The 20,351-nt window shown below is 38.2% G+C and carries 33 protein-coding genes; 6 read left to right on the top strand and 27 right to left on the bottom strand.

Annotation, left to right across the window (positions count from 1 at the left end):
• Window positions 1-116: 116 nt before the first annotated feature.
• Window positions 117-938 carry a squalene/phytoene synthase family protein gene (locus M3197_RS06685; RefSeq protein ID WP_251659853.1) on the top strand — a complete coding sequence of 274 codons (822 nt, stop codon included), beginning with the start codon at window positions 117-119 and terminating at the stop codon, window positions 936-938.
• 781 nt (window positions 939-1,719) lie between these two features.
• Here the strand turns inward: M3197_RS06685 and M3197_RS06680 are convergent.
• The 5 genes from M3197_RS06680 to M3197_RS06660 form a co-directional block, all read right to left on the bottom strand.
• Window positions 1,720-2,241: a P-loop NTPase family protein gene (locus M3197_RS06680; RefSeq protein ID WP_251659851.1), complete on the bottom strand. Its 522-nt coding sequence runs from the start codon at window positions 2,239-2,241 to the stop codon at window positions 1,720-1,722.
• Window positions 2,242-2,251: 10 nt separating this feature from the next.
• Complete coding sequence (gene abc-f / locus M3197_RS06675; RefSeq protein WP_251659849.1) at window positions 2,252-3,868, bottom strand: ribosomal protection-like ABC-F family protein; 1,617 nt, start codon at window positions 3,866-3,868, stop codon at window positions 2,252-2,254.
• 86 nt (window positions 3,869-3,954) lie between these two features.
• Complete coding sequence (locus tag M3197_RS06670; protein ID WP_251659841.1) at window positions 3,955-4,095, bottom strand: RAxF-45 family protein; 141 nt, start codon at window positions 4,093-4,095, stop codon at window positions 3,955-3,957.
• 264 nt (window positions 4,096-4,359) lie between these two features.
• Window positions 4,360-4,803 carry a GNAT family N-acetyltransferase gene (locus tag M3197_RS06665; protein WP_251659839.1) on the bottom strand — a complete coding sequence of 148 codons (444 nt, stop codon included), beginning with the start codon at window positions 4,801-4,803 and terminating at the stop codon, window positions 4,360-4,362.
• Window positions 4,804-4,821: 18 nt separating this feature from the next.
• On the bottom strand, window positions 4,822-5,535 hold the full coding sequence (locus M3197_RS06660; protein WP_251659837.1) for a class I SAM-dependent methyltransferase: 714 nt from the start codon (window positions 5,533-5,535) through the stop codon (window positions 4,822-4,824).
• A gap of 130 nt (window positions 5,536-5,665) precedes the next feature.
• Between M3197_RS06660 and M3197_RS06655 the strand changes: the two genes are divergently transcribed.
• Window positions 5,666-6,454 carry a DUF2268 domain-containing putative Zn-dependent protease gene (locus tag M3197_RS06655; RefSeq protein WP_251659835.1) on the top strand — a complete coding sequence of 263 codons (789 nt, stop codon included), beginning with the start codon at window positions 5,666-5,668 and terminating at the stop codon, window positions 6,452-6,454.
• Window positions 6,455-6,514: 60 nt separating this feature from the next.
• Here the strand turns inward: M3197_RS06655 and M3197_RS06650 are convergent, their stop codons facing one another.
• Window positions 6,515-6,781 carry a hypothetical protein gene (locus M3197_RS06650; protein ID WP_251659833.1) on the bottom strand — a complete coding sequence of 89 codons (267 nt, stop codon included), beginning with the start codon at window positions 6,779-6,781 and terminating at the stop codon, window positions 6,515-6,517.
• A 233-nt stretch (window positions 6,782-7,014) separates the two neighbouring features.
• Between M3197_RS06650 and M3197_RS06645 the strand changes: the two genes are divergently transcribed.
• From M3197_RS06645 to M3197_RS06635, 3 genes are all read left to right on the top strand, one after another.
• On the top strand, window positions 7,015-7,206 hold the full coding sequence (locus tag M3197_RS06645; RefSeq protein WP_251659831.1) for a YjcZ family sporulation protein: 192 nt from the start codon (window positions 7,015-7,017) through the stop codon (window positions 7,204-7,206).
• Window positions 7,207-7,484: 278 nt separating this feature from the next.
• Window positions 7,485-7,808: a PadR family transcriptional regulator gene (locus tag M3197_RS06640; RefSeq protein ID WP_251659829.1), complete on the top strand. Its 324-nt coding sequence runs from the start codon at window positions 7,485-7,487 to the stop codon at window positions 7,806-7,808.
• The gene (locus M3197_RS06635) at window positions 7,801-8,829 is read left to right on the top strand and encodes a DUF4097 family beta strand repeat-containing protein (RefSeq protein ID WP_251659827.1); all 1,029 of its coding nucleotides are present in this window, start codon (window positions 7,801-7,803) and stop codon (window positions 8,827-8,829) included. Before M3197_RS06640 ends, M3197_RS06635 begins: the two co-directional genes overlap by 8 nt.
• A 77-nt stretch (window positions 8,830-8,906) precedes the next feature.
• On the opposite strand, the gene M3197_RS06630 is transcribed toward M3197_RS06635, so the two are convergent.
• The 12 genes from M3197_RS06630 to M3197_RS06575 form a co-directional block, all read right to left on the bottom strand.
• Complete coding sequence (locus tag M3197_RS06630; RefSeq protein ID WP_251660133.1) at window positions 8,907-9,347, bottom strand: VOC family protein; 441 nt, start codon at window positions 9,345-9,347, stop codon at window positions 8,907-8,909.
• 2 nt (window positions 9,348-9,349) lie between these two features.
• Window positions 9,350-9,925 (bottom strand): GrpB family protein, encoded by a 576-nt coding sequence (locus M3197_RS06625; RefSeq protein ID WP_251659825.1) that lies wholly within the window; start codon window positions 9,923-9,925, stop codon window positions 9,350-9,352.
• 3 nt (window positions 9,926-9,928) lie between these two features.
• Complete coding sequence (locus M3197_RS06620) at window positions 9,929-10,225, bottom strand: RNA polymerase alpha subunit C-terminal domain-containing protein (RefSeq protein WP_251659823.1); 297 nt, start codon at window positions 10,223-10,225, stop codon at window positions 9,929-9,931.
• Between the two features lie 70 nt (window positions 10,226-10,295).
• Window positions 10,296-10,616, bottom strand: a complete 321-nt coding sequence (locus M3197_RS06615) for a DUF3784 domain-containing protein (protein WP_251659821.1) — start codon at window positions 10,614-10,616, stop codon at window positions 10,296-10,298.
• A gap of 69 nt (window positions 10,617-10,685) precedes the next feature.
• Window positions 10,686-11,138, bottom strand: coding sequence for a GNAT family N-acetyltransferase (locus M3197_RS06610; RefSeq protein ID WP_251659819.1), 453 nt, complete (start codon window positions 11,136-11,138; stop codon window positions 10,686-10,688).
• 18 nt (window positions 11,139-11,156) lie between these two features.
• Window positions 11,157-11,693 carry a GNAT family N-acetyltransferase gene (locus M3197_RS06605; protein WP_251659817.1) on the bottom strand — a complete coding sequence of 179 codons (537 nt, stop codon included), beginning with the start codon at window positions 11,691-11,693 and terminating at the stop codon, window positions 11,157-11,159.
• Window positions 11,694-12,022: 329 nt separating this feature from the next.
• Window positions 12,023-12,574, bottom strand: coding sequence for a nucleotidyltransferase family protein (locus M3197_RS06600; RefSeq protein ID WP_251659816.1), 552 nt, complete (start codon window positions 12,572-12,574; stop codon window positions 12,023-12,025).
• Between the two features lie 46 nt (window positions 12,575-12,620).
• On the bottom strand, window positions 12,621-12,974 hold the full coding sequence (locus M3197_RS06595; RefSeq protein ID WP_251659814.1) for a YesK family protein: 354 nt from the start codon (window positions 12,972-12,974) through the stop codon (window positions 12,621-12,623).
• Between the two features lie 112 nt (window positions 12,975-13,086).
• A complete protein-coding gene (locus M3197_RS06590) occupies window positions 13,087-13,440 on the bottom strand; it encodes a DUF6176 family protein (RefSeq protein WP_251659812.1) in 354 nt (117 codons plus the stop codon).
• A 48-nt stretch (window positions 13,441-13,488) separates the two neighbouring features.
• The gene (locus tag M3197_RS06585) at window positions 13,489-13,908 is read right to left on the bottom strand and encodes a DUF4181 domain-containing protein (RefSeq protein WP_251659810.1); all 420 of its coding nucleotides are present in this window, start codon (window positions 13,906-13,908) and stop codon (window positions 13,489-13,491) included.
• 140 nt (window positions 13,909-14,048) lie between these two features.
• Entirely contained in the window at window positions 14,049-14,321 is a 273-nt protein-coding gene (locus tag M3197_RS06580; protein ID WP_251659807.1) for a hypothetical protein, read from the bottom strand.
• A gap of 4 nt (window positions 14,322-14,325) precedes the next feature.
• Entirely contained in the window at window positions 14,326-14,943 is a 618-nt protein-coding gene (locus M3197_RS06575) for a histidine phosphatase family protein (RefSeq protein WP_251659805.1), read from the bottom strand.
• A 243-nt stretch (window positions 14,944-15,186) separates the two neighbouring features.
• On the opposite strand from M3197_RS06575, the gene M3197_RS06570 reads away from it, so the two are divergent.
• Window positions 15,187-15,603, top strand: coding sequence for an RDD family protein (locus tag M3197_RS06570; RefSeq protein WP_251659803.1), 417 nt, complete (start codon window positions 15,187-15,189; stop codon window positions 15,601-15,603).
• A gap of 134 nt (window positions 15,604-15,737) precedes the next feature.
• Here the strand turns inward: M3197_RS06570 and M3197_RS06565 are convergent, their stop codons facing one another.
• The 9 genes from M3197_RS06565 to M3197_RS06525 form a co-directional block, all read right to left on the bottom strand.
• Complete coding sequence (locus M3197_RS06565; RefSeq protein ID WP_251659800.1) at window positions 15,738-16,157, bottom strand: DUF4181 domain-containing protein; 420 nt, start codon at window positions 16,155-16,157, stop codon at window positions 15,738-15,740.
• Between the two features lie 73 nt (window positions 16,158-16,230).
• Window positions 16,231-16,434 (bottom strand): hypothetical protein, encoded by a 204-nt coding sequence (locus M3197_RS06560; protein WP_251659798.1) that lies wholly within the window; start codon window positions 16,432-16,434, stop codon window positions 16,231-16,233.
• Window positions 16,435-16,599: 165 nt separating this feature from the next.
• Window positions 16,600-17,037: a VOC family protein gene (locus M3197_RS06555; protein WP_251659796.1), complete on the bottom strand. Its 438-nt coding sequence runs from the start codon at window positions 17,035-17,037 to the stop codon at window positions 16,600-16,602.
• 284 nt (window positions 17,038-17,321) lie between these two features.
• Window positions 17,322-17,609 (bottom strand): hypothetical protein, encoded by a 288-nt coding sequence (locus M3197_RS06550; protein ID WP_251659794.1) that lies wholly within the window; start codon window positions 17,607-17,609, stop codon window positions 17,322-17,324.
• A 4-nt stretch (window positions 17,610-17,613) separates the two neighbouring features.
• Window positions 17,614-18,006, bottom strand: coding sequence for an SHOCT-like domain-containing protein (locus M3197_RS06545; RefSeq protein WP_251659792.1), 393 nt, complete (start codon window positions 18,004-18,006; stop codon window positions 17,614-17,616).
• Window positions 18,007-18,022: 16 nt separating this feature from the next.
• Window positions 18,023-18,385: a DUF2089 domain-containing protein gene (locus M3197_RS06540; RefSeq protein WP_251659790.1), complete on the bottom strand. Its 363-nt coding sequence runs from the start codon at window positions 18,383-18,385 to the stop codon at window positions 18,023-18,025.
• A 566-nt stretch (window positions 18,386-18,951) separates the two neighbouring features.
• Entirely contained in the window at window positions 18,952-19,293 is a 342-nt protein-coding gene (locus M3197_RS06535; RefSeq protein WP_251659788.1) for a hypothetical protein, read from the bottom strand.
• A gap of 116 nt (window positions 19,294-19,409) precedes the next feature.
• Complete coding sequence (fosM, locus tag M3197_RS06530; protein ID WP_251660131.1) at window positions 19,410-19,832, bottom strand: FosM family fosfomycin resistance protein; 423 nt, start codon at window positions 19,830-19,832, stop codon at window positions 19,410-19,412.
• A 103-nt stretch (window positions 19,833-19,935) separates the two neighbouring features.
• On the bottom strand, window positions 19,936-20,283 hold the full coding sequence (locus M3197_RS06525; protein ID WP_251659786.1) for an NIPSNAP family protein: 348 nt from the start codon (window positions 20,281-20,283) through the stop codon (window positions 19,936-19,938).
• Window positions 20,284-20,351 lie beyond the last annotated feature (68 nt).

The following is a 20,351-nucleotide window of genomic DNA, read 5'->3' as shown; positions in this document are numbered from 1 at the left end:
TTCAATCAAATCCGCGTCAAGCATTAAAGTGGCTTTCAATGGAAATGACCGTGAGTAAGCGGTATGATATAAATACTAGAATTTACTACATCGTATTATGGAAAGAAGGATTTGACATGAATGAAGCTGCCCTACAAAAAGATGCGATGCGCGTTTTAAAAGCAACAAGCCGAACATTCTACATACCGATTAAATTATTGAACCCAACACTTCGAAAAACGGTCGGCTCTGCTTATCTATGCCTACGAGCAATCGATGAAATCGAAGATCACGAACAACTGGATCCTGTGAAAAAGACTGCTTTGCTCCGTGCTACAGCAGAACTTCTTCGAAACGGATTCAACGAAGCAGACTATGTTGAACTCTTAAAACCTGTACAAGGTCAATTACCCGAAGTGACACTTCGATTAGCTGATTGGCTCGCTGTCTGCCCACCGGAGTTGTATGAAAATGTCCGCAACGTCACTGCAATTATGGCGGATGGGATGGCAAAATGGGTGGAAAAAGACTTCCAAATCGAAACAAAAGAAGACTTGGATGAGTATACGTATTACGTAGCAGGACTTGTCGGTGTCATGCTCTCAGATATTTGGGAGCAATACGATGGTACAATCACCGATCGCGAGTTAGCGATTGGATATGGACGTGGGTTACAGGCAGTTAATATGTTGCGTAATCAGGACGAAGACGCAGAACGAGGCGTCCGTTTCTTACCAGAAGGATGGACGCGTGATGATTTGTTTGACTATGCCCGAGAAAATCTAGACATGGCGGATGAATATATGAAACAGATTGAAACGAAAAACATCACGTTATTCTGCAAAATCCCCTTAGCGCTCGCGAAAAAGACGTTGTCTGCGCTTGAAAAAGGCGAAGAGAAGATGAAACGCGACGAAGTGAATGCAACAGTAGATGACATTCTAAAAGAGACCACATGAAAAAGAGCAGCTGCGGCTGCTCTTTTTCGTTTGCCGATCGCTAGCATCGATGTGCTGGTCATAAATCGTGGATTCTGCTCATAAGTTCTGGATTGTGATCATAAATCTCACTTTCCGCTCATATACTCTGCAATGTGCTCATAAATCTCGCAGTTCGCTCATAAACTCCGCAATGTGATCATAAATCTCGCAGTTCGCTCATAAACTCCGCAATGTGATCATAAATCTCGCAGTTCGCTCATAAACTCGGCAATATGATCATAAATCTCGCTTTCCGCTCATAAACTCTGCAATGTGATCATAAATCTCACATTCTGCTCATAAACTCCGCAGTGTGATCATAAATCTCACATTCTGCTCATAAACTCTGCAATGTGATCATAAATCTCGCAGTTCGCTCATAAACTCGGCAATGTGATCATAAATCTCGCAGTTCGCTCATAAACTCGGCAATGTGCTCATAAATCTCACATTCCGCTCATAAACTCGGCAATGTGATCATAAATCTCGCAGTTCGCTCATAAACTCGGCAATGTGCTCATAAATCTTGCATTTCGCTCATAAACTCTGCAATGTGCTCATAAATCTCGCAGTTCGCTCATAAACTCGGCAATGTGCTCATAAATCTCGCTTTCCGCTCATAAACTTCTCAGTGTGATCATAAACTCCTAAGCCCCAATAATAAATCCTCCTCTTCACCCTCAAAATCACTCTTAATTCTATACAGTAATACCTAAAAGTATTGTACACACAAATAAAACGAACTGCTTAGGCAGCTCTTTCATGTATGTTTGTTCAAATTTCTAAGAAAATCTCTTATTTGTCGCCGTGATTGAAGATGGAACACCCTTTTCCCTTCATCTGCATATCGGCGCATCCGACCCTGCATCTCTAGTTTTCGACGTCTATACGTAGTGACGATATACTTAAAGAATTCCCAGTCCAATTTTTCAGGACATTCTTTTCCTAGTTCAGGTCTCGTTTGACGATGATATCGAATGCGCCGTTTTAGCACACGATACAAGCACAGGTAGAGAGGGAGTTCCAAGTAAACAATAGTATCAGCACGTTTTTCACGTACTGATACTGTCCTGGAATAGTTTCCTTCTATAATCCAATTGGAACCTGATGTCGCTTCAACTTGACGTTGTTCAAATACTTCCTCAGCAACCTCTTTCCAACCAGGTTCAAAAAATAGACGATCTAAATAAGTAACTGGATAATTAAGCTTTTCTCCTAAGGTACGAGCAAAAGTCGATTTCCCCGCCCCCGCAGAAACTCCCATCACTAGAATTCGATGCATAACGACCTCCTCATTCATGCCCAACTTGCTTTCTCTGTGCAAATACAAAATCACCCTCGTGTACCGTCATCTTTTTTTGATCGATCCACGCAATTTTCGTGAATAGCTTTTGCAAAAAATAGCGATCGTGACTCACTGCAATCATAGTGCCCTCAAAATTTCCAAGCGTATCTTCCAGGACTTCCCGACTCTCAATATCCAAATGGTTTGTTGGTTCATCTAAAATTAGCAAGTTAATATCTTGTTGCATCAGCTGCGCGAGTCGAAGTCGCATCTTCTCTCCTCCACTTAAGTCTTTCACTTTCTTAAAAACATCATGACCGTAGAAAAGAAACTGTGCGAGAACGTGGCGGGCATCGGGTTCCGTCATCTCAATTTCTTCACGGAAGGCATCTATTAAGCGCAGTTCATCGTTAAGTGTTTCAAATTGCTGAGCCAAGTATCCGATTGTGACATTGCTGCCTATGTGAATTCCTCCTTCAGACGGAACTAACTGGTTCATGATCATTTTCAATAGCGTAGACTTACCCGTTCCGTTATTCCCGACTATCGCTATGCGATCTTGCCAGTACACTGACATAGAAATCCCATCGAAAATCGGTGGCTGTTCCAAAGCAAAACGATGAGTTAACTGTTCGATCCGTACGACTTCTTTTCCGCTACGGTCACTTGCTTCTAAGCGTAGTCGCATTGCTTTCTCTGTTTTCGGCTTTTTGACGACTTCAATCCTCGCTAACATCTTCTCCATGGACTTCGCCTTTCGGAATAAATCTGGATTTGGTGGTGAAGCTTCATTTGCCCATTGACGCAGTCTGCGAATTGCCTCCCTGATTTTCTTGATTTTCTTTTGCTGCTCTTTGTACTCCGAAAACTGTTGTTCCAATTTAGCTTCTCGATTCAATAGGAAGGCGTCGTAATTTCCGTGACTCAGCCAGCATTGGCCATCTTCTAACTCAATGACTTTCTTAACGACACGGTTCATGAATTGACGGTCATGAGAAACGAGTACGACAGTTCCTGGGAATTGTTGCAGGTGTTGTTCTAGCCATTCAATGGCAGATAAATCCAGATGATTTGTCGGTTCATCCAAAAGAAGGATATCCGGATTTTTCAGTAAGATTTGGCCCAACATCACTTTTGTTTTCTCACCACCGCTTAACGCATCAAATTGCTGCTGGAAAAAGTGCATAATCCCTAATCCATTCGAGATGCTAGTTAACTTGGATTCCATCTCATAGCCTCCAAGTTCCAAATAATTCTCTTGGAGTTCCCCATATTGACTAAGAATTCGTTCCGAACTATCGGTTGCCATTTGTAATTCAAGTTCTTTCATTCGGCGTTCAATTGCAAGCAACTCACTAAACGCCTCCAGCAAAACATCTCTAACAAGGTGATCTGGATAGGAAGGAATCTGATGCAAATATCCGATTTTGCTGTCCTTTGCTTGAATAATACGACCCTCGTCAGGAGATTCAACACGCGCAAGTAAACTTAATAGTGTCGTTTTTCCACAACCGTTTCGACCAACAAGTGCCACATGTTCTCCAGAATTCACTTCCATGGTCAGTTTTTCCAATATGACTGTACCGCCAAAAGATTTTGTAAGATTTTCAGCTTTAATATGCATAATGAGTGCCTCCAGGAGCGCACTGATTTCAGGCAAACAAAAAAGACTGCCTGTTAACAAGCAGTCTTTTCGTGAAAAGAATGAAGTTAATCAGTTGCGCTATCATTTTTTGGTTTTGTAAAAATGGACATACGTATCCCGTTCTCCAAAAAAACGAAAGTAATGACACGTGCAAAATACATGGCAGTATCTACTTGTACACCTGTCAGCGCGACTGTCTTGTTCATTCTTTCCACCTCCGTTCAGAATAGTTGCTATTATTTTAACACATTATTGATAGACTTGCAAGAAAACTCTAATCAGACAAGATATTTACTACTCCAATTCATTTCCTGCTATAATTCCCCATCGTATTAGCTGCATTTTAATTACGTCATTAGCTTACTCTTTTCAAGGAATCATGTAACTTGTGCTTTGTAATTCTTCTAACTCAAAACTGCCTTCCTCAATGTGGATCTATCTTAGTTAAAAAACTGAAAATACAACGTTTACTACGAGTCCAATCTTAGCTCCATCAAACAACTCACTTCAGAAAATCCTAAATTCTCATAAAGGTACTTTGCATCATTTCCTTTGAACACGTTTAATTGAACAGAGTCATAATTTGCCTCGTTGAACTTATTGATTGCTTCCTGACAAAGTTTTCGGCCAATCCCTTGTTTCCTGAACGCTGGTAGTACATACAGTTCAGATATGAATCCTTTCAATTCATAAATATGGGCATCGCGGATTTCTCCTGTTCCAATCCAACCTTGAACCGTTCCCTCTTCTACCGAAACCAAATAATCAAAGTCATTATAGAAAAATGGAGCTAAGGGTGTGAGTTCACTCTCCGGATTCTTTTCTAAGTACCCTGCTGTAGCTTCTGCCATGACAGCTTTCCAATGAGATAAAATCTCTAACATTTCCTTCTCCTTGGCCAATCGGATCTCCATTATTCTCCTCCAAGTCTTTTACTTCATGCATTTAAAAATACGGACACCTAAATGATCCTTATAGTTTTCCGTCAATACAAAGTGCTTGCTCAAAATATCGTAAAACGCTTCATCTATCGATTCTGATAGTGAAAAATCAGTAGCAGTTTCACTATCATGGCTATTGGCCTCTAAGTCAGGTACTTCGATTGACTCAACTGCTAAACCTGACGCAAGAAAAGCCCTTCTCCATTCCTCCACAGTCCAAATTTGACCCAATCCGTAAAACTCGCTGATCTCTCTCCTCCCCTCAGCGTTCAACGGTAGTTCTAGAACCATCTCGATTGCAAAAAGCCTTCCGTTTTCTTTTAATACTCTTGTTATCTCAGGGATACTGATAGTAGGGTCTGTAAAAGAAAGTACGGACTCAGAAAGGATCACGTCAATTGACCCTTTTTCAAAGGACAATCTTTGAACATCTGCAACTTCGATATTTATTTCTTTCTGTAAATTTACAAAACGTTCCTTAGCTTTCTCAACCATCAATGGATTATTGTCTATCGCGATGACCTGACACTCGAATTCCTTCGCAAGATAGGCAGCTGTTTGCCCCGTCCCACATCCTACATCCAACACAACTGTGTTCTCATCGAACCTTTCATCGGTTAACAATTTTTTAGTAAGTTGAAGACCTCCTGGATGAGCTCCTCCTATTCCAAATTCAGCTAAACAAGATAAGTAAGTTTTATCCAAATACTTTCACTTCCTCTCCTGTTATAGATATGCAAAGAAGCGAAAGATGAACATTTTCTAATCCACAAACACGGTTACAAGAGTCCTTGAGTAAACAAATGCATACAATAAGTTAAAGAGGAGTGCTGCGATGCCTGTCATAAAAACAGATGAATGGCTAATTGACCTGTATCATAATCCTATGGAGTTATGTAAAAAGTTGAAACCCTTATTCCCTGGTGTTTCAGCTTTAGAAATTCATGATTACTTTCGTATGAATGGCATGTATCAGGAACTGGATAAAAACGGAACTACACTGGTCGATACTATGGTCTTTAACAATGTTTGGACCATTGTGAAAAAGGAGCATCAAGCGCTTAGAGAAAAATGGAGTGGACCCGATGTGCCCATTGTCATTTTGCCTTCAAACACTGCCGATAAGGAGTTAATGCGTAGAACGAATGGAAAAGCGGGCTTAGCATTTTCAGATAAACTCTTCCTATTTGTACCTGAATCGATATCAGAACGTGAGTTGAAAGCGTTATTCATCCATGAATATAATCATGTTTGTCGGCTATGGCATATAAAAAAGGCAGAGAAATCGTTCACATTGCTCGACTCTATTATTCTAGAAGGTCTAGCCGAGCATGCAGTACGTGAACGATTAGGAGTGGCATATACAGCATCTTGGACAAAACTGCATACCAAAGTAAATCTCGAGAAGATTTGGAAAAAGACCATTCTATCTAAAATAAAACTAAGGAAATCTCACCCTTTACACAACCAACTCTTATTCGGATGGAAAGGTGTTCCTAAAATGGCCGGTTACTGTGTTGGCTATTATTTAGTAGAGGACTATCTAAATAAAAACCAATTATGCACTGTCGATCTATTAAAGGTTGACGCAGAAGTCATTGCAAATCTTCAACCACTTAAATAACTCAAAAAAACTAGGAAGGTAGCAACACTTGTTACTCAGTGCTGCCTTCCTAGTCCATCATCACCAAAAAAAGAAAGGGAGTACCGCTAGCGTGGCAATTGCACCTAACGCGATACCTAATCCAAAACCTCTACCTCGATATCCATAACCACCATATCCATAGCCGAATCCACCTAAATTTCTTCCACCATTCATTGGCTGCAAATATACTTGTCGATTATCCACATGATGGATGATCCCGCGGTGTTCCTTGCCATCTTTTGTACGAATCATCACTGCTTTCCCTCTATGACGGTTGCACATCTGATACATGTTTTCCTTCGCCATTTTTCACCCTCCTATCTTAGTCACCCTCTAGCAGTATATGAACACATTCGATTCTGCGAAAGGGACAACACCCAAATAGAAACGAATTGTGTGAATGTCCCTGTCACTGATATGCAGCCTGCATACTCTATCAACATAGGCAACGTGGAGGTGGTATGAGCGGATCTGATAACCATTTACTCGAACTGCTTATGACTACTCTTTTAAGCTGGACGTTTGAGGAGGTGAATACTATGGGTTATGGATGTGATCCTTGCGGCTATGGCGGATACGGAGGTTACGGTCCTCAATGTGGAAATTACGGAGGTCGAGGTAACGGAGGCGGTTTTGCGCTACTAGTTGTACTTTTCATTCTACTTATCATCATCGGTGCTTCTTTTGCTTCTAATAACAATGACCACCATCATCACAAAAACGATTGCTAAGCAAATAACAGGCTGAGCCCCATTGGTTGTAATGACAATGGGACTCAGCCTATTCATAAATTTAATAGTTTATGGAGCTCTAACATATTCATAAATCATTACGAACAAAACTACATAGTGGTTTACAGAACAGCCAATCGGTATAGGATATCCCAGGTAACTTAAAAAAATATGACAGTACCTTGCAATGAACAATACTACATGATATTCTATTAGTAATGGTACTTTGTTTAAATTAGTACTGTTCATTAAATGGTAGCGAAAGGTGGGAAACATTTGTGAACATCCAGTTTAAGAAAGGTGTCTTAAACCTTTGCGTGCTAGTACTTCTCGACAAACAGGATCGCTATGGCTATGAATTGGTACAAAAAATTTCAAATCAAATTGCGATTTCAGAAGGTTCCGTCTACCCCTTGTTACGACGATTAACTAAAGAAGGATATTTCACGACATATCTAAAAGAGTCTACAGAAGGTCCGCCACGAAAATACTACAAGTTGACGGACACAGGACGTGAATATTTACATGAACAACTAAATGAATGGAAGCATTTTTCTCAAGGCGTCAACACACTTATCAAGGAGGGTATCAAAAATGACTGAAAAACAATACATTACGGAACTTGAAGGATTGTTGAGCCGGCTCCCTTTAGAAGAGCGTCAGGACATCGTACAAGACATCCGAGAATACTTTGTTGATGGTCGTGAAGACGGAAAATCAGATGATGAAATTACAGGGTCTTTAGGACCCCCTATATCAATTGCCAATGAACTGCTCGCATCTTACCCTGAACCAAGTAAAGTAGTTCAAACAGATGCTACTACTGAAGTCATTCGCCTCCAAGATGATAGTTTCAAAGATATTTCCATTGACGTTCAACATGGAGTTCTGCTCTTGTTCCCTTCTGAAGATCATGTCACAACAATAGAACTGGAAGGAAGTAACGATAAGTTGAAATTGTCCGCTGAAGTAAATGGGAATGCACTAGTTGTTAAGCTGAAGAGTCTTCGCCCACGATTTATGATGTTCAGCTTTTCAATGAAAAGTGTACTATTGAAAGTTTCTATACCTAAGAAACTGTATGATTCCATTTCCTTGAAAACGGACAACGGCAGAATCTCCGCAGAAAAGTTACTAAGTCAATCACTTCGAGTATATTCCGATAATGGGCGGATTCAATTACGAGAGATTGCCACTCGTTTACTAGAGTCAAAAACGGATAACGGCCGGATTGAAGTAACGAATACACAATCTGATCGGATCATCGCAAAAACCGATAATGGTCGTATCGAAATGCGTCATGTCGATGCAGATGCAATTGGAGTAGAAACAGATAACGGACGAATTGAGCTGAGTCACGTAAACGGAAACATCATTGGCGAAACCGACAACGGACGAATTACACTGCTTACCAATAGTCTAGATCGCAACATTGATATGCAAACAGACAACGGTAGCATACTGATTCAAACTGAAGAAAAGCCTACAAATGTTAGTATTCAAACAAAAACCGCTCACGGGCGTGTAGACGTGTTTGGAGAAAACAACTCACGTACGGAGTTTGGAGCAGGTCATCACAAAATCCGACTAAGATCAGATAATGGAAAAATTACTGTTCAATAAGTTTGAGCTCCATGCAGACAAAAGAAAAAACAGAGATAACTTGTCTCTGTTTTTTTGCATTGAAAACTATTGAGGCATTACTCTTGAGGATAGCTACAAAGCTCGAATAATGTCCCCTCTGTAGAGGCTGGATTTAAGTAGACGAGTCGTCGTCCCCGTACGTTCGTGCGTAAAGTGTCCTCAAGAAAACGGATGCCTTTTTCTTTTGCATCCAGAATTGCTTTGTCTAAATCGTCAACACGATATGCAATATGATGAACACCTTTCCCCTTTTGCCTAATAAACCGCGCAATCGGTGAATCTCGATTTGTCGGTTCAAGCAGTTCAATGGTTTGTCCGTTAGTTTGTACAACCGCTACACGCACTTCAACCCCCGGCACATCACTCGTGTACTGATCCTCCAATGATCCATTCAAAATATCTAGATAGAATGGAAGCGCTTCTTCAATACTTCTGACAGCGATTCCGATATGATCGAGTTCATAATCCGTAGTCGTCCTCCTTCTGAGTACATCCAGTTTTATGAATCAGTAGTGTTGTTTCTACTCACTGTACGTTTGACAAAATCCTCTTTATACAATGTATAGTCATTCATATCTTTGTTACCTGTCAACAAATAACTTAGCTTCAGCGCCTCGTATTCCTGTGCTAACAAATCCGATGCATTCAGCTGATCTCTAAATGATAAGAGGTCATTCCACTTCTGACCTTTGTATTCTACGAGATGAATAATATGTGTTTTCGTATCTAATTTTCCATTATCCAAAAACTTCGCGAGAACTACCTCATTTTCTAGAACGACTTGGAGACGGTAAAACTGAATGGATTTCAAACTCTTTAACAAGTCAACAGGTACATGGTGGATGTCATCCACGCCAAGCGCGATATCGATCATTGGCTTTGCTTTGATCCCGTTAATCGAAGTGCTACCGATATGTTCAATCCGGTTGAGAGCCAGTCCAGTTGCCTCGTGGATTTGCTGCTGTGTCTTTAGAAATTCCTCTTTCCATCCAACTTGAGGGTCCACAAGCTGGATTTCACCTCTAACTAATCCTAAAATGATAGCCATTACCTCCTCGATATCAACTAAATCCAAGAATCACTCATGCTTTAAATACATCCCTTGTTCTTTCAGTGCTGCCAATAGTTTAGGAATTGAAGCCGGTCCTAGACCATGAAGTTGTAAGAGTTCTTTCTCCGTATACGTAGCCAGAATCTCAAGAGAATGAATCCCGTTATTCTCTAAAGCACGTCTGGCAGGTGCTGATAGTTGTGAGAGAAAGCCGCTTTCTGGTTTCCCTTCCTTTTCACACATTGGACAAGTTGGACAGTCACTTTTCTTATAATACTGATGTCCCTTGTCACATGTTCTCAACTCTCCTTCAGATTTGTTCACACGAAGTCCCCTTTCTATTCAACCTGTTTCTAGTACTCGTGTCTTGCATTCGAACCTTGAGTTGCTGCTCTCATGAAGGACTCTTATTTCTAAATCTTTCACCTGTATTCGTAAAGATAATCATGAAAACTATAATGCCTACAAATAGCACCAGACCAAAGTACAGGAGCCAAGGCGTATTAAGAATGTCACTCATGATCCAGAACACCATACTAAAAGAGAGAGCAAACATCATCTTCCCCATAAACTTACATAATCCAATTGTATCGTAAGTTGCTTTTTCTTCCTCTGCCATCGTGTTATACCCAGCAATAAGATCCGCCCCTTTTCCTTTGATAAAGAGCGTCCCCAATCCTGTAAATAACAAGATTAATAATATGGATACAACCACCTAACCACACCTTTTTCACCTATCTTCTACCTATAACACCACGAACTTATTGGTTTTAGTCAATATATTTTATAAACTTCGTGTCATCAGAATGCGATCCCTGCATTGGATGCCATTCTCAAAAATTTCTTCCGGATAATGAACGATAAAATGGTCGTGATCTACACCAACTATCCGAAATCCACACTTTTGATAAAGTGCCAACTGCCCAATGCTTGAATTACCTGTAGCAACATGAAGTGTCGTGTATCCTTCGTTTTCAGCCACTTGAATAGCATCCAGCACTAATTCCTTACCGATTCCATTCCCTTGCAAATCTTCTGCTACGGCCACATTCATTAGCTCAACATTATCAGAATTTGTTCGCAACAATACATAGGCACCAATAATCCGTTGTTCACTCTCTGCTACGAAACAATCTCCATTCTCCACATATTCTTCAATCTTATCTATAGAAGGATCTGCCAACAATAATAAGTCCATTGGAGGTTTTTCATTCGCTTTCATTTTTCGAACCTGCATAATTTATCACCTTCAATTTTATAGAGTTTTACTTTTTATTAAAGAATAAATATAAGTATCATGAGCAACACCATCTTGATACATATAGCTTTTCAAAATACCTTCTCTCTCAAATCCTAGTTTTAACAACAATTTGTTAGAAGCATCGTTTTCTATGAATACAACTGCTCCTATTCGAGTAAGTTCCATGACAGTAAAGCCATATGAAAGAACCTCAGCTACCACTTCTTGTGCATATCCATTTCCCCATTGATCAGGATGCAGCTCGTAACCTATTTCTGCGCGTTTATGTCTTGGGGACCAAAGATGAAAACCAATCGTACCTATAAGTTCATTTGTCAGTTTACACTCAATCCCCCAGCGTATTCCTCTTTTTTCACTATAGTTTTTATGAAAAAGCTCAATTAAGTTTTCAGCGTCTTCAATTTTTTGAAAGGAATCTTGTCCATAATAACGAGTGACCTCATCAGAAGAAAAATACGAGAAAATGCGATTAGCATCCTCTTTCTTAATTTCTCTCAATCGAATTCTTTCTGTTTCTAGTATAGGAAACAATCTAATCTCCTCCTTAAAAAATCCAACATCTTGAATGGTACTACAAGATACATAGCATCCATTCCAAAATAACGTTTTCTCCCTTTCCTCTGATAAATTTAAACTTGAACTAGAGAAGTCAACCAAGATAAGAATATAGACATTCATCAACTGAATAGTTTAATGCTTTCTTAACCTGCTGAGAAAAAGGACATGTTGATTCTGCTTCTTTCCCAATCATTTGGATACCTGTCTTCAGCATCTTACATTTGCTGTTGAAGCTATTTGTCTAACTCCCAGATATTCTTCCATATCTAATGCATTCACTTCTACCACACACATTAATTAATTTACCTTTCTATAATGACATCACTCCATATTTCCTCCCAACATTTTTGACTCACTCTATCATGATATACCGCATAGAGCTGACTATTTTCAGCATAACTAGGTGTGGGTCTAACATATTTGGAGAACAAATCACTCAATCCAAATGGGGCCATAACTTCTAGCTCATTATTTTTTAATCGGATTGCAACAGCTGTTGGTGTTTCAGGGAAATTTGAGACCCCGTCAAAAGACGAATAATAGGGAAGTAAACCATTTTTCTCGTGCATCCTTGCTTGATTTTTTACAGACCATGGTAGAGCAGGCAAAACTGCTTTTAGTTGTTTTTCTAGTTTCTTTTCTATACCAGTGCTTGTATCATCTCCATCAAAGTAAATGACATCGATATCATTAATAGGCGTTGAAATATCATCTAGCACATCCCAAATTTTGTTACGGAGATAACCTGCGCAAACCCAAGCATCAGGTAGATGTAATTCCTCTACTGCTCGCAATACTGATAGAAATACATCGTCATTTGATATAATTTTCTTAAGTTCTTGATCATAATTCATGAATTTAGCTCCTTACACTAAGATGCTAAGTTGACTAATATCATCCTTAACTTATGAAAAACGTGAAGACCACAACTATGACAAAAAAAGCTGGTATTCCCATTAGATTACGTTTGTCTTTAACTGACAATTGATGTGAAGCGTGATGATCTACAGGCTTGAAAAGAAAAACAAATAGTCCAGCTATCGCAATGACCAAAAATCCTATACCTATGATGCCAAATCCCATTCCTTCAAATCCGCCAATCAATAGAATACTAGCGACAATAATAGCAATACCTGCAAGTGCTGTAATGACTGACGCAATATAACGCTTTTCGCTTCTTTTTGTAAGGATATATACAAATGAAAATAGTAAATATCCAAGAATAAGACCAATCCCGACTGGTACAAAAATCATATACTCCACTCCTTTAACTCAATTTAATAGTAATGACCATTCTAAACCTTAGTTATTTATTTCATAAAAGTGGTTGTTTATGGAACTCCACCCACCTCAATGTATCCGTTGATTATTTCATCTTCTTTCTAATTGTATGTTGCATCATGACGACATTTGTTTTCAAAATACTCTCTGGATAGAAGGGGTCGATACATTCATTCCAGTACTCCAAATGCTTCTTATCGATAAAATTATTTGAAAACACAACACCCTCGGACGGCATGCCCTGATAGGAAACCCAATACAAGTACATAACTCCTTCAATTGTTTCTTCAAAAATGAATTCTACATACATTTTTTCTGCAGGAAGTGTTTTCTTCAACTCTTCTAAATGTGTCGTCAAGAATTCCATCCATTCCCGTGCTTTTTCTTCTTTACCTGCGATGACTTGAAAGCGTTCTAATTCCACATGAAGATTACTCATTTTCTATTCCATGTTTCTTTGTATGTTTCTACACCAATCATTAACAAATTAAGGAAGCAATCCAAACAGATTCATGACTATTATTGAGAGCAGTAAAATTGAGATTACCACTAGTTCAAAGAGTGTCGCAATATATTGATTTTTACTCTTTGCGTACTTTTTTTCCATATATGCAGTAACCGACTCATTCACAATATTCATAAACAACATATAAGAGAGGAAAAGTGTGAACCAAGTATCTATTGGCGCGTTAGTTGAAAGAAAGATATAGCTCATCACAACTAATCCTGCCAACAAAAGTCCTTTTAGAACCCATTCGATTTTGAAGTGTTTGTTATTTACATACTGATTGAACCAAAATCTCTTCCTTTCAGTTTTCAGCAATTTTCTCGTAACATATTCAGTCAATAATAGGACTAAGTTAAAACCTAACACTATTGCAAACGGTAGAAAATATGAATAATCCACATCTATCTCCCCCTTCAGAAATCACGGAATGCCTTTTCAGACTGCTATTCGGGGATATATGTCCTTCATTTTGTTGATTCGTTAATGATCATTCATCTGACCTATCGGGCGATAACATCCTGTAATGCACGCTCAGAATTTTAATTTCCCTGAATAACTCCTGCGTTTTTTTGGATGAATAAAAGGAAACACCAGCAAACCAATGTTCCACTAACAAAAGACAGTACGATTATGTATGGAGAAAAAGTCACTCCAAATGCAACTTCACTTTGAATAATATCAATTTTCTTCCAGGCCGTTTCAATATCTGGTTTATAGATAAGCGTCTTGATAAACCCAGATGATAGCATTCCTACTATGTAAATGACATGTATTACAAGAGAGGCAACGATTGCTTGAAAAATAATTTTCACATACTCACCTCCACGGAATTTTAGGTCCTATATGAACTTGTGCTTTACCGAGGAGTCCTCCATCACTTTTCCATAATAGTCGCTTCACTTCTATTATCTTCTTATTTTCAAAAACCATTCTATATGCATCTGGCATCTCAAGATTTTTCCAAAAACTGAAGTCATAGTGGTCATCAAAATACTTCATAATGAGTACCATGATATTGCCATGAGTCCCGATTAAGATGTTATTACCTTCATACAAGTCGAGCACCTTAAGAGTTGCCTCAACTCCGCGTAGTTGCGCAATCTCATTCGACTCTCCTCCATTCCAGGAAAAGCTAGGATTCTGCCACACTTTCTTAATTGCAAAATCAAAATCTTCAACAGGTTCATCAGACAATTTTCGTTCCATAAAACCTTTGTCTATAATAACTTTCTGATCAATAAACTCGGCAATTGCCTCCACCGTTTGAACTGCCCTTTTGTATGGACTAGAAATGACAACATCAATGGGTTCGTTCTTAAGCACTTCGCTCATTTTGACTGCATCAGAAAAACCTTTACTAGACAGTGGCCGTCCTAATTCATCGGGGGTATAGGTTGAATGAGCATGCCGCACAAAAATAATTGTAGTTCGCAAAACCGTTCTCTCCTTTGAATAACTACATGAACTTTTCTATCTAATTCCAATTTAAACACATATACGTATGATCCTATATCCAGTTTCATTTAAAATACAAATCACATGAACAGTCATGGTATAATTCTAACAACTTGAAAATTCCGCCAAAATTATCCTAATTTCAATTCTATCAGATTATTTGGATAGTACAATTAGATATTTGGTAATTTTGAGAACAACTCTTCTGAAGGGAAGGATGAAATGGTTTATGCAAATCGTGCAGGACTGGGAATCAGATTGGCAGCTAGTTTTCTGGATTTTGTGATACTCGCAACAATTATAGCTTCGGGTATTTATTTAGTCACAGGCTCCTTTTCTTTTAGTTTTGCAAACGGAATTGCCTGGCAGTCAATCTATACTCTCTATTTGATGGTCATCCCTATTATTTGGAGTGGATATGTCATCGGGAAACGCATGTGCCACATCCAAGTGAAGCGAGTGGACCAAGGAAATGTCACGTTATCCAATATGTTCATGAGAGAAATCGTCGGTTATTATTTGATTGGCACACTCACATTGGGTGTTTCGATACTTGTCAGTGCTGGAATGATCATTTTTCGTGAAGACAAGAGAGGAATCCACGATTTTGTAGGTGGCACTTATGTTGCGCGGCATTGAAAGTCTGCATACTTGTCAAATTTTAGGCATAGAAAAAGAACTTCCCGGAAATATATCAGGAAGTTCTTTTATTATGTTTTCTGGACTATGGTCATTTAGCAAGTTTTACATAAGATTTAATGCCTGACACAACCTTAGTCAAACCATCCAAAAAATTTTGTATAAAGGAGAGTAGGGACCACTATAATCAGTAGGCACAATTGAATAAGGGTTGGGATATACTCATTTTTGTGCTCAGCGTACTTTTTCTGCAAATAGGCTCTTACTAACTCCAACACGACTGCATTGAGTAACGAAAAAGAAACAAAAATGATAAAGATAGTTGTGGTCTTCTTTTCTCCTGATGACATGATAATAGTCACCAATAGATAACCTAAAATCAAAACAAATCGCAGAATCCAATCAATTTTTTGATGTTTATCATTCACATAGTTATTCTTGAAAAAATTTACTTTTTCTAGTTTTAAATAGCGACGCAATAGGCTGTCTAGCAAATAGAACATACCCATGCATAAAACAACAGCTATTATCAGTTTACCTAAAAAACTATCCATTTATGTTCATCCTTTTATTTTCAGCTCACGATTCATTCTTAAAACCGACCTTCTAAATTCACATTTCCTATTATCAGCGTATGTTTACTTGCTTAGTTTGTCGAATTCGCTGAAGTGTCAAAAGAAGTCCACTCAAACCAGCAGTGAGTGCGGGTGCTAAGCTGAATAAGAAGAATTTCCAATTTCCTGTAGTTATTGAAAGGATGAGAAAAAATATAGGCAACCCAATTAAACTAAACAGTGAAACGATTAGAGCTAACTTTAAGTTTTCTTTCACCACTACTCCCCCCTCAGAATTATGACTTAATTCCAATTTACCATATTTGAGTCAGTGAATGAAATACCTTTCAGCTAAACATTCCCAATAGTTCTATTTTTAGCTGAAAGGTTTTATTAAGCGTTCTATTGATATTATTTAAATAGCTATATTTTCAACACTATATTAAATCATCAACATATTATTCTCATCGAACTGCCAATCAGCTCCATATGCAACTTCCCAATAATAGCCATCCGGGTCCACAAAGTACCCTCCATAACCTCCCCAAGAAAGAGGTTGGGGGTGTTTAACGACGTGAGCTCCTACGTCCTTTACCTTTTTAAATATGTCATCTACTTCAGCTGCAGATTTTCCATTATAAGCTAGCGTAAACCCTGGAAATCCTCCAGTAGATAGGGCAGGTGGATTCTCCACGTTAATATCTTTTGCTAGTTCCTCCAATGGAAACAGCTCAAGTCTAGATCCTTCATTTTTAAAGAAAACAATGACCGGCTTTTCTTCATCGCCCACCACAGATGCTTCAAACCCAATCTCCTTATAAAAATTCAAAGATTTTCGAATGTCTCTTACCCCTAATGCTATAAGATTGATACGATTCATTTATCATGCAACTCCTCTAGAAAAAATTCTTTGCCAACTATAGTATTGAATTCGGTAAACGGTTTGAATCTCCTTTTTAACCTGTGAATTGAATTTTATTCCTCTCCGGCAGCCAATTCCTTACCTGTCCAATAATTTTATCTAGCCCATTATCTCTCATCGACATTGCAAAATCTGGCCAGAACTTGCGGTGACCGAACCCATCAAAACGATCTGCTAAGACGATTTATATTGAAATTGACATCCCTTGAATCTCATCTGTTTTTCCAAATACGACCCGTCTTTTATAACTTTACAACAACTTCCGTTCCGTCCTTATCTTTTACTTCAACGATAGTTAATCCGCGATACTTTTTGACTTCTCTCAATAAATTCTTAACCTCTTTACGATCAATTGATACGGGAATAAACGACTTTGCATGTTCATCTATATTCTTCTGGATAAAAGTACTGTTTACAAATTTCCAAAGTAAAGGCGAAGATGCAACCCAACCACCGGCATGTAAAAGAAGATACGGCAATGGAACAGTGAATTCCACTTTTTCTTTTTGTTTCACTTTAACTTTTAACATGAGATCACTCTATAATGACGGAGACTTTGTCGCCATTTTGACTTTCGACATCGACAATTTGACCTGACAATTCTTCTTCAATCGCTTTTAAAATCAAGTCCACATCAAGAACATCGATATCTTTTACGTACTTTGCGGATTCAGGTATTGCAGAAGCAATGTTAAGACCTGTTTTTAACGCAACATTGATGAGTCGCAATGGTAAGTTTACAGTCACCTTATCGCCTTCTTCAGAGGTGACGCGAACTTTCAACATTTTATCCAAGTAGTTCGATTCTTTAACCGTACCTGTTGTCCTATCTTTTTCCTTTAATGCTTGAATGAGTTCACTCGCATCCTCGGTATTAAGCTTCCCCTCTTGAACCATAGATAGCACCTTTGCAATTTCTTCATTCATTTTCCAGTTCCCCCTTTTATTTTTTCTTTATTGTTTGTAATGCTTCATCAAGAGAGATTTCACCTTTATCAAGCATATCGATTACGTTCTTGTCATCTAGATCGCTTTTCTTGTCAGCAAACCCAAGAGCAGAAACAACTTCGTTTAACTTACCTCTTACAGTTGGATAAGAAACACCTAATTCTTTTTCCACTTCTTTTATATTCCCGCGGCTTTTAAGGAAAATTTCAACAAAATATAGCTGTTCTTGACTTAGGGTTGCAAACTTGGATAATTCAAATTCGTTTTCAATTGTTGTCTGGCAATGCGTACACTGTAACTTCGTAATTTTTAACACTTTACTGCAAACAGGGCAATTCGTGATAATTGGGTAAGCCATATATCCCTCTCCTAACTTTATCAATATCTTATCATATATATTCAACTAACAGAACAGATGTAATTGATATATTTAAGGGTAGAATTAAAAAAATTAATCATTCTTTAATATGTACGTGAATAATTCTGTTTTTAGAAAAACAAAAAGCTCCCACCCCTCACATCAAAAAGGCGGAAACTCTTTGTAGCTAAAAATGAGCAAAAAAATTAACTCACTCTTGCTAGATGATGGCTAAAATCGTACAGATACATCACTTGATCCATCGCTAATTGCAACTTTACCTATTTCCCAACTACCTCCTTAGTCGCGTCACTACTTTTATGCAGCGAGCTTTAATACGTAAGTTATTCGTTGAGATATCCAGAGTACTTCCTAATAAGATCTTTATCTACATCAATAACATAGAGAGAGCGTAGCATTTCAATTAAGGCTCCAATTATATTCAATGTGTTCTTATAAACTGAATTAATTTCATTCTCTTCCAGTTTGAGGTCATGGATATAGAATCTTTATATGACGTTAACCTACAATCTCGTTCTAAATTTTTGGTACTGGTTAGTCAGCATTCAATTATATTTTCCAGTTCTAATTGCCTTTTTAAAACGTCCATCCTTTTCTTTAATAGCTATGGCTTCATTAGTATTTATTCCTTGTATTGAGTAGTACGCCGTTCCCTTTTTGTACGTATTCGAAAAGTTTCCAGAGTATGTCCCCTCCGTGTCCAAATACTTAGTAACATGACCAATTTCTTTATCTATTTCACTAACATACTCTTCAGTAGTTTCATACATATAGCTCTCCCAAACAACAAAATTTACATTCCAGTCCGAGCTTGAGGATGAAGCACATCCCAAAATAAACAACAAAGAGAATATAAATATAGTAAAAAAAGATTGTTTTATATTCACACTTTTCCTCCACTCTATGCTAGCTATTAAATAAGTTCGTCACTGGCTGAATGCCCCTTATGCTAATCAAGCGCATTCTCATGAATAGGTATCACACCCTACTATGAAAGAAATCTTTAAGTATAAAACTCCATATGCGGTTTATCCTTCTTATAATAATCGATTCTATCCTGCAAAGTACCGGTATGAAATTCAAATTTATGCCCGTCAGGATCAGTAAAATAAATAGATTTTTCGTCCCTTTCATCTCTTGATCGCCCCGTTAAAATTTTCACCCCTAATTTCTCTAACTTGTTATATAGGCCATCAAAGTCTTTCTTATCAACTGAAAAAGCAACGTGCGTGTAAGATTGGCTAATTTCATTTCGTGGAATGTCCTTCTCCAAATTAAGTGCCAACCACATACCATTCAAATCAAAATAAGCAGTATTTCTTCCTTTAACCAATAACTTTGCATCAAATATATTTTGATAAAACTTTATAGAGTGTTCTAAATCAGACACGGAAAATAAGAAATGGTTTAACCCTTTTACAAACAACACAGTCACCTCAACATGCTTAAAGTAATTTCTCGAAACAAACCGCTAGTGAGCAAAGCCTTCATCCCATGACTGTACGCATCTCGGGATATTGAATTCTATGTCACACCTGATTTTCTATAGTCGTTTCTATAGCTTCATTTTTCACCTGCAAAATATACTCCTTAAGGACTTTCTCCTTCCCACCGTCCTTTTCATACCAGTCTTTCACACGCTCAACATGAGACATGTCACTTCTCACCTTATCTTCAATTTCTAAATAATCCTCATAACTGTCATATTCCCATATAGCGAAAATCTCGACAGTGTCGTTGTCATTTTTGTTCATCCACCGTCCTAATAAACGTGAACCGTATTTAAGTTGGGTTGGTAAGTTCGTTTTGTTAAAATGAGTATTAAAGTTCTCGACAAATTCATTTTTTACAATGTAAAATTTTCTCCTATAAAACATAGACTCTCCTATTATTAAAATTATTATAATAGCCTCTTACTCAGTTAGCATTCCCACAATAAAATAGC

It is taken from the genome of Sporosarcina aquimarina (assembly GCF_023715615.1).
GTDB lineage: Bacteria > Bacillota > Bacilli > Bacillales_A > Planococcaceae > Sporosarcina > Sporosarcina aquimarina_A.
This window is presented reverse-complemented; position numbering and strand designations above follow the sequence as displayed.

Coding starts and splice junctions, on each gene's coding strand:
- M3197_RS06685 (WP_251659853.1), top strand. CDS start 117: ATGAATGAAGCTGCCCTACAAAAAGATGCGATGCGCGTTTTAAAAGCA.
- M3197_RS06680 (WP_251659851.1), bottom strand. CDS start 2,241: ATGCATCGAATTCTAGTGATGGGAGTTTCTGCGGGGGCGGGGAAATCG.
- abc-f (WP_251659849.1), bottom strand. CDS start 3,868: ATGCATATTAAAGCTGAAAATCTTACAAAATCTTTTGGCGGTACAGTC.
- M3197_RS06670 (WP_251659841.1), bottom strand. CDS start 4,095: ATGAACAAGACAGTCGCGCTGACAGGTGTACAAGTAGATACTGCCATG.
- M3197_RS06665 (WP_251659839.1), bottom strand. CDS start 4,803: ATGGAGATCCGATTGGCCAAGGAGAAGGAAATGTTAGAGATTTTATCT.
- M3197_RS06655 (WP_251659835.1), top strand. CDS start 5,666: ATGCCTGTCATAAAAACAGATGAATGGCTAATTGACCTGTATCATAAT.
- M3197_RS06650 (WP_251659833.1), bottom strand. CDS start 6,781: ATGGCGAAGGAAAACATGTATCAGATGTGCAACCGTCATAGAGGGAAA.
- M3197_RS06645 (WP_251659831.1), top strand. CDS start 7,015: ATGGGTTATGGATGTGATCCTTGCGGCTATGGCGGATACGGAGGTTAC.
- M3197_RS06635 (WP_251659827.1), top strand. CDS start 7,801: ATGACTGAAAAACAATACATTACGGAACTTGAAGGATTGTTGAGCCGG.
- M3197_RS06610 (WP_251659819.1), bottom strand. CDS start 11,138: ATGCAGGTTCGAAAAATGAAAGCGAATGAAAAACCTCCAATGGACTTA.
- M3197_RS06600 (WP_251659816.1), bottom strand. CDS start 12,574: ATGAATTATGATCAAGAACTTAAGAAAATTATATCAAATGACGATGTA.
- M3197_RS06595 (WP_251659814.1), bottom strand. CDS start 12,974: ATGATTTTTGTACCAGTCGGGATTGGTCTTATTCTTGGATATTTACTA.
- M3197_RS06590 (WP_251659812.1), bottom strand. CDS start 13,440: ATGAGTAATCTTCATGTGGAATTAGAACGCTTTCAAGTCATCGCAGGT.
- M3197_RS06570 (WP_251659803.1), top strand. CDS start 15,187: ATGGTTTATGCAAATCGTGCAGGACTGGGAATCAGATTGGCAGCTAGT.
- M3197_RS06565 (WP_251659800.1), bottom strand. CDS start 16,157: ATGGATAGTTTTTTAGGTAAACTGATAATAGCTGTTGTTTTATGCATG.
- M3197_RS06555 (WP_251659796.1), bottom strand. CDS start 17,037: ATGAATCGTATCAATCTTATAGCATTAGGGGTAAGAGACATTCGAAAA.
- M3197_RS06550 (WP_251659794.1), bottom strand. CDS start 17,609: ATGTTAAAAGTTAAAGTGAAACAAAAAGAAAAAGTGGAATTCACTGTT.
- M3197_RS06545 (WP_251659792.1), bottom strand. CDS start 18,006: ATGAATGAAGAAATTGCAAAGGTGCTATCTATGGTTCAAGAGGGGAAG.
- M3197_RS06540 (WP_251659790.1), bottom strand. CDS start 18,385: ATGGCTTACCCAATTATCACGAATTGCCCTGTTTGCAGTAAAGTGTTA.
- M3197_RS06525 (WP_251659786.1), bottom strand. CDS start 20,283: ATGTTTTATAGGAGAAAATTTTACATTGTAAAAAATGAATTTGTCGAG.